This is a genomic window from Janthinobacterium sp. GW460-12-1-14-LB5 (assembly GCF_059423585.1).
In genome coordinates this window covers 11867-24784 of sequence record NZ_JBWKYD010000027.1, presented here as the reverse complement: position 1 = coordinate 24784, position 12918 = coordinate 11867, and the positions used below count along the sequence as shown (strand labels likewise).

Annotated in this window: 11 protein-coding genes; 10 read left to right on the top strand and 1 reads right to left on the bottom strand. The window is 63.0% G+C overall.

Going from position 1 to position 12918, the window contains the following annotated elements; genetic code table 11:
* The first annotated feature begins 182 nt into the window (after nucleotides 1-182).
* Entirely contained in the window at nucleotides 183-1127 is a 945-nt protein-coding gene (gcvA, locus tag AC07X6_RS23665) for a transcriptional regulator GcvA (protein WP_474290063.1), read from the top strand.
* Nucleotides 1124-1471: a hypothetical protein gene (locus AC07X6_RS23660; protein ID WP_494792567.1), complete on the top strand. Its 348-nt coding sequence runs from the start codon at nucleotides 1124-1126 to the stop codon at nucleotides 1469-1471. The genes gcvA and AC07X6_RS23660 overlap by 4 nt, the downstream gene beginning before the upstream one ends.
* Here the strand turns inward: AC07X6_RS23660 and orn are convergent.
* Nucleotides 1466-2062: an oligoribonuclease gene (orn, locus tag AC07X6_RS23655; protein ID WP_170846480.1), complete on the bottom strand. Its 597-nt coding sequence runs from the start codon at nucleotides 2060-2062 to the stop codon at nucleotides 1466-1468. The two genes, AC07X6_RS23660 and orn, sit on opposite strands and share 6 nt — an antisense overlap.
* Before the next feature lie 56 nt (nucleotides 2063-2118).
* Between orn and AC07X6_RS23650 the strand changes: the two genes are divergently transcribed.
* From AC07X6_RS23650 to AC07X6_RS23615, 8 genes are all read left to right on the top strand, one after another.
* The gene (locus AC07X6_RS23650) at nucleotides 2119-3399 is read left to right on the top strand and encodes a M48 family metallopeptidase (protein WP_494792566.1); all 1281 of its coding nucleotides are present in this window, start codon (nucleotides 2119-2121) and stop codon (nucleotides 3397-3399) included.
* Nucleotides 3396-3761, top strand: a complete 366-nt coding sequence (locus AC07X6_RS23645; RefSeq protein WP_474290061.1) for a 4a-hydroxytetrahydrobiopterin dehydratase — start codon at nucleotides 3396-3398, stop codon at nucleotides 3759-3761. Before AC07X6_RS23650 ends, AC07X6_RS23645 begins: the two co-directional genes overlap by 4 nt.
* Entirely contained in the window at nucleotides 3758-4663 is a 906-nt protein-coding gene (rsgA, locus tag AC07X6_RS23640; RefSeq protein ID WP_099665016.1) for a ribosome small subunit-dependent GTPase A, read from the top strand. The genes AC07X6_RS23645 and rsgA overlap by 4 nt, the downstream gene beginning before the upstream one ends.
* A gap of 282 nt (nucleotides 4664-4945) precedes the next feature.
* Complete coding sequence (locus tag AC07X6_RS23635) at nucleotides 4946-5362, top strand: hypothetical protein (RefSeq protein WP_230542308.1); 417 nt, start codon at nucleotides 4946-4948, stop codon at nucleotides 5360-5362.
* Nucleotides 5363-5559: 197 nt separating this feature from the next.
* Nucleotides 5560-8415 carry an ATP-binding protein gene (locus AC07X6_RS23630; protein ID WP_494792565.1) on the top strand — a complete coding sequence of 952 codons (2856 nt, stop codon included), beginning with the start codon at nucleotides 5560-5562 and terminating at the stop codon, nucleotides 8413-8415.
* Nucleotides 8416-8701: 286 nt separating this feature from the next.
* Nucleotides 8702-9622 carry an ornithine carbamoyltransferase gene (gene argF / locus AC07X6_RS23625; protein ID WP_077401165.1) on the top strand — a complete coding sequence of 307 codons (921 nt, stop codon included), beginning with the start codon at nucleotides 8702-8704 and terminating at the stop codon, nucleotides 9620-9622.
* Nucleotides 9623-9691: 69 nt separating this feature from the next.
* Nucleotides 9692-10927 (top strand): argininosuccinate synthase, encoded by a 1236-nt coding sequence (locus tag AC07X6_RS23620; protein ID WP_034759383.1) that lies wholly within the window; start codon nucleotides 9692-9694, stop codon nucleotides 10925-10927.
* A 176-nt stretch (nucleotides 10928-11103) separates the two neighbouring features.
* Nucleotides 11104-12915: a methyl-accepting chemotaxis protein gene (locus AC07X6_RS23615; protein ID WP_230542310.1), complete on the top strand. Its 1812-nt coding sequence runs from the start codon at nucleotides 11104-11106 to the stop codon at nucleotides 12913-12915.
* Nucleotides 12916-12918: the final 3 nt, after the last annotated feature.

Here is a 12918-nt window from a genome sequence, read left to right as displayed (position 1 = left end):
CAGGCGTTGTAACGTTGTAAATATAAATGCCCTGCCAGGCCGGGAGATGTGCATGCGTGAATCCTATTGCGGGTCATTTCACGCATAAGCGGCATCATATTCGCTTGCGCAAAATGAAACAAACCAATATTCTTCACGGATAGGCCAAATTTTACTGAGGCTCAATTCCCTGGAAGACTGTCATGTCACGTCCCTTGCCACCGCTCGCCGCCCTGCACGCCTTCGAGGCGGCCGCCCGCCATGAAGGCTTCCAGCGCGCGGGCGAAGAATTGCACGTCTCGGCCGGCGCCATCGGCCATCACGTCAAACAGCTGGAAGCGTGGCTCGGCATCGTGCTGTTCCAGCGCCTGCCGCGCGGCGTGGTGCTCACCAGCGCCGGCCAGCGCTATGCGGCTTCGCTGGGGCCGATCCTCAACCAGCTGGCCGACGTCTCCGAGCAGGCGCGGCGCCAGGGCGACGACAAGGTCGTCACTGTGACGGCCACCAGCTCGCTCGTCTCGCGCTGGCTGATGCCGCGTCTGGGCCGGCTGCGCGACCGCTACCCGCAGATCGAACTGCGCGTGCTGGCGTCGATGCACCCCGTCGACCTGGCGCGCGATGGCGTGGACGTGGCCATCCGACTGGGACCGGGCCGCTATCCGGGCCTGAAGGTGGATTTATTGATGGAAGAATGGTTTTCCGCCGTCTGCAGCCCCGGTTTCCGCGCCAACGCGGCCAGCCTGCGCCAGCCCGCCGACCTGCTGCGCTATCCGCTGCTGCACGACGAGCCGGAAGTGCACCTGCCCGGCGAAATCGACTGGACGCGCTGGCTGCACAGCTGCGGCGTGCATTACAGCGGCAATAGCGGCAACAGCGGCGCGCGCTTTTCGCACACGTATCTATGCCTGGACGCGGCCGCCAGCGGCCAGGGCGTGGCCATCGCCGCCAGCCCCCTGATCGGCGACGACCTGCGCTCGGGCCGCCTGGTGCGCGTCTTCGGGCACGCCGTGCGCGGCCCCCACTGCTATTATTTGCTGCGCTCGCCCCAGGCGGAAACGCGGCCCCTCGTGCACGCCTTCTGCGAATGGCTGATCGCCGAGGCGCGCGCCGACCAGGAAACCGTCTGGCCTACCGTGGAGACAGCATGACGAGCAGGGAAATGGCGCGCAGCGCCCAATTCAGTATCCAGCACGAATACGAACATGCCGGCGTGACAGCGGCAGATGGCCGGCACGCCAGCCTGGGCGAATTCTATGGCGACCCGGCCGTGGCCTTGATCGATATCAATGAGCAATGGTGCGCCGTGGCGGGCGAAGGATTGGTGCTGTGCCGGCTGGGACAGCCGTTCGGCCAGTGCGCGGCATATTTCCGCCAGCCGGGCGAAACCGTGTGGATCACGGACTTGCGGCAAACGGGAGCGTTTGCGCTGGAGTGGCAGGGCGAGGATGGCGTTTGGGCCGCCCTCGCCTTTGGAACATGCGAAAAATTATAACTTGATGAAATGCTCGCGGTAGTACTTGAGCTCTTCGATCGACTCGAGGATATCGGCCAGGGCCGTGTGCTTCTGGTGTTTCTTGAAACCGGTGGCGATTTCCGGCTTCCAGCGCTTGCACAGCTCTTTCAATGTCGATACGTCAACATTGCGGTAGTGGAAGAATGCTTCCAGCTTCGGCATGCCGCGTACCATGAAGCGGCGGTCCTGGCCGATGGTGTTGCCGCACATGGGCGACTTGCCTGCCGGCACGTATTTCTTCAGGAACGCGATCAGTTCCGCTTCCGCCTGCGCTTCCGTCACGGTCGACGCCTTCACCTTGTCGATCAGGCCCGAACGGCCGTGCGTGCCCTTGTTCCAGGCGTCCATCTTGTTCAGGGTTTCATCCGACTGGTGAATCACGAACACGGGGCCTTCGGCCAGCAGGTTCAAGTGCATGTCCGTCACCACCACCGCCACCTCGATGATGCGGTCGGTATCGGGCTCCAGGCCCGTCATTTCCATGTCGACCCAGACCAGGTTCATCTCGTTGGGACGTGCCGGGACGGCAGGTGCGGGGGTGGATGCGGTTAAGTCGGTCGCTTGTGACATAATTCTCTCTTGGCCTAATCAAACTAAATAATCAGCCATTTTCTCACAGGCACAGAATGTATTCACTCGCGTTTTCGATTTTGTTTGTATCCGTCCTCGTTTTGACCCTGGCCGTGCGCTTCTGGCTCGCTTCGCGGCAGATTCGCCACGTGCTGGCGCACCGCGCGGCTGTCCCGCCAGAATTCGCGGAAAAAATCCCGCTGGCCGCGCACCAGAAGGCGGCCGACTATACGGTGGCGAAGACCAAGTTCGGCCTGCTGACCCTGCTGGTCAACTATGCCGTGCTGATCGGTTTTACCCTGCTGGGCGGCCTGCAATGGCTGGCGCTGCACCTGAATGAATGGATGGGAGCGGATTCTCCCATGCTGTACCAGATCGGCCTGATCGCCGCCTTTGCCGTCATTTCCGGCCTGATCGACCTGCCCTTCGACTATTACCGCCAGTTTGTGCTGGAACAACGTTTCGGCTTCAACACCATGGCGCGCAAGCTGTTCTTCATGGACATGCTCAAGGGCGTGGGCCTGGGCGCGGCCATCGGCTTGCCGCTGATCTGGGTCGTGCTGACCCTGATGGCGAAAAGTGGCGGCCTGTGGTGGCTGTACGCGTGGTTCGTCTGGAGCGGCTTCCAGCTGCTGATGATGGTGCTGTTTCCCACAGTTATCGCTCCCCTGTTCAACAAATTCACGCCGCTGGCCGACGAATCCTTGAAAAGCCGCATCGAAGGCTTGATGCAGCGCGTCGGTTTCGCCTCGAAAGGCTTGTTCGTCATGGATGGCTCCAAGCGCAGCGCCCACGGCAATGCGTATTTCTCGGGTTTTGGCGCCAACAAGCGCATCGTCTTCTTCGACACCCTGCTGTCGCGCCTGGCGCCGCAGGAAATCGAGGCCGTGCTGGCGCATGAACTGGGCCACTTCAAGCTCAAGCACATCGTCAAGCGCATCGCCATGATGTTCGTCATTTCGCTGGGCTTTCTGGCGCTGCTGGGCTTCCTGAAGACGCAGCCCTGGTTTTACGCGGGCCTGGGGGTCGATCCCGTGACGCTGGCACTCACCGGCCAGCCGACGGACGCGCTGGCCCTGCTGCTGTTCATGCTGGCCTTGCCCGTCTTCACTTTCCTGCTGGGACCGTTGACCTCGCTCAGCTCGCGCAAGCACGAATTCGAAGCCGACGCCTTTGCCGCCACGCACACGCAGGCGGACGACCTGGTCTCGGCCCTCGTCAAAATGTATGAAGACAATGCGTCGACCCTGACGCCCGACCCGCTGCACTCGGCCTTCTACGACTCGCACCCGCCGGCCAGCGTGCGCATCCGCCACCTGAAAGGGGCTACGACATGAATACGCCATCCACACTGCAAGAGCTGGCCCAACTGTCCTGCGCGCCGCGCCAGCACGCGCTGGGCGACACCGGCGTCGCCACCCTGCTCGCCCTGCTGCCCCAGTGGACGCTGCAAAATGGCAAGCTGTGCCGCGACTACGGCTTCAAGAATTACTACCAGACCCTGGCGTTCGTGAACGCCCTGGCCTATATGACCCATACGCAAGACCACCATCCGGAGCTCATCATTACTTACAAAACCTGCGCCGTGCGCTACGACACGCACTCGGTCAACCAGGGCGCCGGCGGCCTGTCCGAAAACGACTTCATCTGCGCCGCCAAGGCCGACCTCATCTACCAGAGCAGCCAGGTGGCCCCATGAGCGAAGGCAAGTTGACGGGTATCATCATCGCCGCCCACGGCCGCCACTACCTGGCCGATGTGGACGGCGCCAAGCTGCAATGCGTGACGCGCGGCAAGAAAACCAATGTGGCCGTGGGCGACATCGTGCACCTGACGCGCACTTCCAACGACCAGGCCGTCATCGACCGCATCGAGGAACGCAAGACCCTGCTGTACCGCTCGGACCAGTACAAATCGAAGTTGCTGGCCGCCAACCTGACGCAGCTGTTCATCGTCGTGGCGACGGAACCGGGCTTTGCCGACGACCTGATCTCGCGCTCGCTGGTGGCGGCCGACGCGGCCGGCATCGAGGCGCGCATCATCCTCAACAAGACGGACGTGACCGCTTCGCTGGAGCGGGCCCGCGAACGCCTGCTGCCGTATTCCTCGATGGGCTATCCCGTCGATGAAGTGTCGGCGCGGGCCGAACCGGAACACGCCGTGGCCACCCTGGCGCCGCTGCTGGCGGGCCAGTCGTCGATCCTGATCGGCCAGTCGGGCATGGGCAAGTCATCCTTGATCAACCTGCTGGTGCCGGACGCCGATATCGCCGTGCGCGAAATCTCGGCCGCGCTCGACACGGGCAAGCACACGACGACCTTTACGCGCCTGTACAAGCTCGACGAACTGGGCGCCAACAGTTCCATCATCGATTCGCCCGGCTTCCAGGAATTCGGCCTGTACCATTTGAGCGAAGGCATGCTGGAGCGGGCCTTCCGCGAATTCCAGCCCTATCTGGGCGGTTGCAAGTTTTATAACTGCCGCCACCTGATCGAGCCGCAATGCGCGATCCTGCAAGCCTTGTCTGAAGGCAAGATCGCCAAGATGCGCCATACCCTGTACGGCCAGTTGCTGCACGAATCAGCGCAAACGCTGTATTGAACGTGCATGGCGTCCGCCATCAGGGCGGGCGCCATACCGACAAAAACATTACCACAGCGAATTTGGCAGAATTAAATTCTGCCGTACAGCCCGCTTTCCCCTATTCATTCCAAAACTGCCCGTCGGCCTATTTCGCATTTCAGCGCCGGATTCCTGCGTTTCGTCGCTTCACGCTGGCATGGCGCCAGCCCACTTGCTACCTTGGCACTGTCCCCGCCAGCGAACCTGCTGGAGACAACATCGGTCTAACTCCAACCAGCATCTCGATAACAAGGTGAAATCATGAAAGCATCGTTCTCGCGTACCCTCGCCCTCGGCAGCGCCGCCCTCGTCCTCGGCCTGTCTTGCCTCAGCGCCAGCGCGCTGGAAATCGGCGAACAGGACAAGGTTCAAATTTCCGGCAAGGTCTATAAACTTGCCCCGCAGGAATTCAGCCAGTACGGCAATAGCTACCAGCTCGACACGGGCGACACCCTGCTGCTGCGCCAGCAAGTCAACCGCTATTTCACGCACATCAAGGGGCAGCCCGAAATAGAACTGTTCGGCCGCGCGCCGGGCGTCTTTGAAACGGCCAGCGGCACGCGCATGGAATTTCGCGCCGATGGCGACGTCATCGCCATTACCGGCCTGAACCAGATTCCGGGCGCCATGGCCAAGGCTGGCGAAACGGCCAGCACCGTGCACTTCGCCGGCCGCTAAACAAGCAGCACGGCGCAAGCGTCACGGCGACCGGCCGGCAAGCCATTGCCCCGCCGGCTTTGCGCAGCCTGAAAGGGCGCGCGCAAAAAAATACTGTCGAGTCGGCCAAACAACTGTATCCGAATGCAGCTTACAATGCGATCCAATAAGGTGTCACTGGCCGCAGGCCAACACCATCGCCTTGCGGGAGATTTCGGATGGAAATGTTCGCACTCGAACATGACATTACACAGTGGGAAGACACACTGCGGCCATTGCGCGGCCTGGAGCGCCTGCCCTTGCTGATGCTGCTGGCATGGCACTTGCGCCAGCGCAACTGCCCGCAAGCGCTGCACCATGCAGCCGAAGCGGCGGCCTTGCTGCCCCAGGCCCAACTGCCTGCGCACGCCCTGGCCATCGCGCAGGCGCGCCTGCAGCTGGTGCAAGCGGAAGTTGCATGGCTGCAAGGTGCGCTCGATGCGGCCGAAAACCTGGCCATGGCGGCGCATGCCGTCCTGTGCGCGCAAGGCGATGGCGCCGGTTGCGCCGACGCCCACTGGCTGCTGTCCTCGATTGCCGTCGACCGGGGCGACCATGCCCGCTGCGATGCAGAGCTGCTGGCCGCTGCCGGGCAAGCGCGCAGCGCCGGCGATGCGATGCGCGCCAGCCTGGCCGATGCGGCCACGGCGCGCTGGGCCGTCTTGCGCGATGCGCCGGCCGCGCAAGCGCGCTGGGGCGGCCACTTCCAGCTTGACGGCGCCAGCGGCAAGCTGCCCGCGCCGCTGGCTGCCTGGGTGCACGACTTCCGCGGCTTGCTGGCGCACACCTCGCGCGACCTGGGCACGGCCGCCGGCCACTACATGCAAAGCTATGAGGCGGCGCTGGAAAGCGGCCAGTTGCGCGGCGCCATCACGGCCGCCATCAATATCGGCGACTGTTTCTCCAGCCTTAACGACAACGAATCGGCCCTCGAATGGATGCAGTGCGCGCTGGATCTGGCGCGCCCCACCGGCTGGCCGCGCAGCATCGGCGCCTGCCAGACGCATACGGCCGAGACCATGCGCAAGCTGGGGCGCCTGGCCGCCGCCGAAGACTTGCTGCGCGAAGCGCTGCTGATCCTGGCCCCCGTGGCGGGTGCGCGCACCTATGCCAACGCCCTGTTCCACCTGGGCGAACTGAGCCTGGACAAGGGCGATTACGACACGGCGCTCGACGCCTTCAGCCGGCTGGCGCAGCGCGCCGAAGCGCTGGGCCAGGCCGATTTCCGCAGCATGGCGCAGCGCGGCAGCGCCCACGCGCTGTCCTACCTGGACCGTCCGGACGAGGCGCTGCAGGCGGCCGAACGGGCTTGCCAGCTTGCCACGGCGCAAGGCGACGCCATGCACCAGGTAGCGGCGCTGCGCGTGCTGTCCATGCTGCATGCGCGCCACGACCTGCCGCCGCCGGCAGGCATGCTGGAACGCAATCCGGCCCTGCATTTCCTGCACCAGGCGCTGCAGGTGGCCGCCTCCATCGACGGCTATGTGCCGCCCGGCGAACTGCTCGATGCGCTGGCGCGCGAATACGCGCATGCGGGCGACTATGCGCGCGCCTACGATATCGCCCTCGATGCGGGCGTGGCGCGCGAAAAAAGCCACACCCAGCAGGCCAGCAACCGCGCTACCGCCATGCAGGTCTACCACCAGACGGAACATGCGCGCTCGGAAGGCTATCACCACCGCGAACTGGCCGCTTCCGAGGCGCGCCGCGCCGAAGTGCTGCAACAGACCAGCGACACGCTGGAACGGCTGTCGGCCATCGGCCAGGAAATCACCACCCACCTCGACGCCAGCGCCGTGTTCCAGGTGCTCGACCGCCACGTGCATGCCTTGCTGCCAGTCAACACCTTCGCCGTCTACATGCTCGATCCCGCCGGCACGGCGCTGCGCCGCGCGCACGGCATGGAAGCGGGCCGGCCCCTGCCCGACAACGCCATTCCGCTGAGCAACCCACGCGCCTATTCCGTGCGCTGCCTGCTGGGCCGGAGCGAAGTGTATATCGCCCAGGTACCGCCCAAGCGCCATGCCTACACGGTGCCAGGCACCCTGCATAACCAGAGCGTGCTGTACGTGCCCTTGACGGTGGGCGAACGCGTGCTGGGCGTGATGACGGTGCAGGCTTGCCATGCCCATGCCTATGGCGAACGCGAGCGGCTGATCTTCCGCACCCTGTGCGCGTACGGCGCCATCGCGCTCGACAATGCCAGCGCCTACCGGCAGTTGCAAGATGCCCAGGCGCAACTGGTGTCGCAGGAAAAACTGGCCGCCCTCGGTTCCCTGATGGCCGGCGTGGCGCATGAACTGAATACCCCGATCGGCAACAGCCTGTTGATCGCCAGCACCATGCAGCAAAAGACGGAAGACGTGGAACGCCTGATGAACGGCCCCGGCCTGCGCCGCTCCGACCTGGCCGCCTACATCGAGGATGCGGGCAAGGCGTCGGCGCTGGTGATGCGCGGCCTGCACAGCGCGGCCGACCTGGTCAACAGCTTCAAGCAGGTGGCCGTCGACCGCACCACCGAGCAGCGGCGCCAGTTTGATCTGCAACAAGTCAGCAATGAAATCATCGCCACCGTCATGAACCGCATCCGCAGCTCGGGCCACCGCATCGAGACGCAGATCGATTTCGGCATCGCCATGGACAGCTATCCGGGCCCGTTCGGCCAGGTGATCACCAATCTGATCAACAATGCCCTGCTGCACGCCTTCGCCCCCGCGCCCAACGACGGCGCCGCCGGCACGGGCTGCATGCGCCTGTCCGCCACGCTCGATGGCGCGCGCGTGCAGATCGTCTTCGCCGACAATGGCGGCGGCATCGCGGAACAGCATCTGTCGCGCATCTTCGACCCCTTCTTTACCACCAAGCTGGGCCAGGGCGGCAGCGGCCTGGGTCTGTCGATCAGCTACAACATCGTCACGGCCTTGCTGGGCGGCACCATCCATGTGGCCAGCAACCCCGCCGGCACGCGCTTCACGCTCGATCTGCCCCTGGTGGCGCCTCGGATCGATGCGGCCACCCCGGCCAACATCTATTGAGCCGGCAAGACCCTGGCTGGACGCGGCCACTTGTCTACACAAGTACCCGTCCGGCCAGTCTTTCCAATCTAAAAGCAAAACCCTTATAATTGAATGGCTGAAGTCCCTGCCATTGCATGATTTACAACTTGGCAAACCGCATCGACCCGCGCGACAAACCGGCGCGGGCACCGATCAACACAGCAGCGCGCCGGGCGAGGCAGTCATCAGACGAGATGTTGTACGCTGATGCAACCCGGCGGGAAAGGCACGCCGCCGGCGGCCTGCGCATCTTCAAGTGGTCATTATGTCGACAAAAAAACCGATCAAGCACTACCTCCAGTTCTCCGATTTCACGTTGGAAGAGTATGAATATGTGATCGAACGCGCCCATCTGATCAAGCGCAAGTTCAAGAATTACGAAATCTACCATCCACTGATCGACCGCACCCTGGTGATGGTCTTTGAAAAGAACTCCACCCGCACGCGCCTGTCGTTCGAAGCCGGCATGCACCAGCTGGGCGGCGCCGCCATCTACCTGAACACGCGCGATTCCCAGCTGGGCCGCGGCGAGCCGGTGGAAGACGCGGGCCAGGTCATGTCGCGCATGTGCGACATCATCATGGTGCGCACCTTCGGCCAGGAAATCATCGAGCGTTTCGCCGCCAATTCGCGCGTGCCCGTGATCAATGGCCTGACGAATGAACACCACCCGTGCCAGGTCTTTGCCGACATCTTCACCTACATCGAACACCGCGGCTCGATCGCCGGCAAGGTCGTCGCCTGGATCGGCGACGCCAACAACATGCTGTACTCGTGGCTGCAGGCGGCCGAAGTGTTCGGCTTCCACGTCAACGTGTCGACGCCGAAGGGCTACGATATTGACCTGGCGCAAGTCAAGACCGAGCGCTACACCTTCTTCGCCAACCCATCGGACGCCTGCGAGGGCGCGCACCTGGTCAACACGGACGTGTGGACCAGCATGGGCTACGAAGCGGAAAACGCGGCCCGCATCGCCGCCTTCGACGGCTGGATCGTCGATGGCGCGAAGATGGCCCGCGCCGCGCCCGACGCCCTGTTCATGCACTGCCTGCCCGCCCACCGCGGCGAGGAAGTGGCCGCCGAAGTGATCGACGGCCCGCAATCGGTCGTGTGGGACGAGGCGGAAAACCGCCTGCACGTGCAAAAAGCCCTGATCGAATACCTGTTACTGGGTAAAATCAACTAATTCGCCAGGCACTGCAACCATTCTGGCAGCATCGCAATACATACATCGACAACGACAACTGGAAGCAATATGAGCGACATTAAAAAAGTAGTCCTGGCCTATTCCGGCGGACTCGACACCTCCGTCATCCTGAAATGGCTGCAAGATAACTACCAGTGCGAAATCGTCACCTTCACGGCTGACCTGGGCCAGGGCGAAGAACTGGAACCGGCGCGCGCCAAGGCCATCAAATTCGGCATCAAGCCGGAAAACATCCATATCGAAGACGTGCGCGAGGAATTCGTGCGCGATTTCGTCTTCCCGATGTTCCGCGCCAACACCGTCTACGAAGGCGAATATCTGCTGGGCACCTCGATCGCCCGTCCGCTGATCGCCAAGCGCCTGATCGAAATCGCCAACGCCACCGGCGCCGACGCCATCTCGCACGGCGCGACCGGCAAGGGCAACGACCAGGTGCGTTTCGAACTGGGCGCCTACGCCTTGAAGCCAGGCGTGAAAATCATCGCCCCATGGCGCGAATGGGATCTGCTGTCGCGCGAAAAGCTGCTGAAGTACGCGGAAGACGCCGGCATCGAAATCGACATGAAGCACAAGAACGGCGGCGCGCCGTACTCGATGGATGCCAACTTGCTGCACATCAGCTTTGAAGGCCGCCACCTGGAAAACCCGAGCGCCGAGGCGGAAGAAACCATGTGGCGCTGGACCGTCAGCCCTGAAAAGGCGCCGGACGAAGCGGAATACCTGGACATCGAATACGAAAAAGGCGACATCGTCGCCATCAACGGCGTGCGCATGTCGCCCGCCACCGTGCTGGCCGAACTGAACAAAGTCGGCGGCAAGCATGGCGTGGGACGCCTGGACCTGGTGGAAAACCGCTACGTCGGCATGAAATCGCGCGGCTGCTATGAAACCCCGGGCGGCACCATCATGCTCAAGGCCCACCGCGCCATCGAATCGATCACCCTGGACCGCGAAGTGGCCCACCTGAAAGATGACCTGATGCCGCGCTACGCGTCGATGATCTACAACGGCTACTGGTGGGCGCCCGAGCGCGTGGCCCTGCAAACCCTGATCGACCACACGCAGGAAACCGTGAACGGCTGGGTACGCATCAAGTTGTACAAAGGCAATGTCATCGTCGTCTCGCGCGATTCGAAGACCGATTCCCTGTTCGACATGAACATCGCCACCTTCGACGAAGACGGCGGCGCCTACAACCAGGCCGATGCCGGCGGCTTCATCAAGCTGAACGCCTTGCGCATGCGCATCGCCGCCATCGCCCGCGAAAAGCGCGGCCAGAAGTAATTGCTTGCAGGGAGGCACCGCCTCCCGCGCCAGCTCAAGCCGCCCACGGGCGGCTTTTTTACGTTTGAAACGCACTCGTCCGCGATTTACGGCCCTGCACGCACCCCATTTTGCTGTCCGCATGGCAAAATGCTACAGTGCAATTGTGCTGACCTTCCCGCCTTCGGAGCCCTCCCATGTTCAAAGACCTGAGTATCAAGAATAAACTGTACCTGGGCTTCGGCTCCATCGTGGCCATCATCCTGATCCTGCTGGGCGTGGCCTACAACAGTTTTTCGCGGCTGTCGGAAGCCAATGCATGGGACCGCCATACGATGGAAGTGCTGGTCGAGATCGACAAGATCCACAATTCCATCCTGCAAATCCAGGTGGAGGCGCGCGGTTTCATTCTGACCGGCAACGAAGCCTCGCTGACGCCGGAAACCGATGAAACGGGGGTGCTGAGCCAGCACACGCAAAAAGCCATCGCCATGACGGTCGACAACAAGGTGCAGTCGGAACGCTTCCGCAAGATCGACCAGCTGACCAGCACCTGGGTCAAGGAGTGGATCCATCCCCTGATCGAGAAGCGCCGCGCGCTGGGCAATGCGCCGGGCGCGACGGAATCGGTGGCGCGCACCATGCCGCCGACCGGCTATCCGGCTGTCGCGCAAGCGAACAAGCTGCTCGACGAAGTGGCGGCGGAAGAATCGCGCCTGCTGGCCGAACGCACGGCCACCACGGCAAAATTGCAGGAAACCATGCTGCTGACCCTGGCCCTGGGCGGCCTGCTGTGCGTGGTGCTGGCGCTGGGCATTTCCTACCTGCTGGGCCGTTCCATCCTCGGCCCGCTGAACAGCCTGACGGACGCCGTCGGCCGCATCGCCGGCGGCGAGCAAGGCGCGCGCGCCGCCATCCTCTCGCGCGACGAGCTGGGCAAGGTAACGGAAGAGTTCAACCGCATGGCGCAAACCATCCAGGATAACCAGGCCAATGAACTGGCCGCGACGAACAGCTTGCGGGCCAAGGTCGATTCCCTGCTGGAAGTGGTCTCAAAAGCCGCCTCGGGCGACCTGACGGGCAAGGTCGGCATCACGGGCAGCGACGCCATCGGCCAGCTGGGCAACGGCCTGGCAAAGATGTTCGAAAACCTGCGCAGCCTGCTCAACAATGTGCAAAAGGCCGGCATCCAGGTGACGACCTCGGCCACGGAAATCGCCGCCTCGGCTCGCCAGCAGGAAGCCACGGGCATTGAGCAAGCGCAAACCAGCGTGGAAATTCTCAGCACCACCAAGGAAATTTCGGCCAACACGAGCCAGTTGCTCAAAACCATGGAAGACGCCACCGCCGTGGCCGACTACACGACGAATGCGACGGCCGAAGCGCAAAACAACCTCAAGCGCATGGATTCGACCATGCAGCACATGGTTTCGGCCACCGATTCCATCAACGCCAAGCTGGCCGCCCTGTCGGAAAAGGCCAGCAATATCAACAGCGTCCTGATCACCATCACGAAAGTGGCCGACCAGACCAACATCCTGTCGCTGAACGCCGCCATCGAGGCGGAAAAGGCGGGCGAGGCGGGCCGCGGCTTCTCCGTCGTGGCGACGGAAATCCGCCGCCTGGCCGACCAGACCTCGGTGTCCACCTGGGATATCGAGCAAATGTTGAAGGAAATGCAATCTGCCGTGTCGGCCAGCGTGATGGGCATGGATAAGTTCTCGGAGGAAATTCGCCGCAGCGTGGGCGAAGTGCGGCAAGTGGCGGAGCAACTGTCGTCCGTGATGGACCAGGTGCAAAAACTCACGCCGCAATTCGATGCCGTGCTGCAAGGCATGCAGTCGCAGGCGATCGGCGCGTCGCAGATCTCCGACACCATGATGCAGCTCAACGATGCCACCCAGCAAACGGTGGAATCCTTGAAAGCCACCAGCGAGGCGGTGCACCAGCTGCAATATGCGGCCGGCGACCTGCAGTCGAGCGTGTCGACCTTCGCCGTCACCATCTGATCC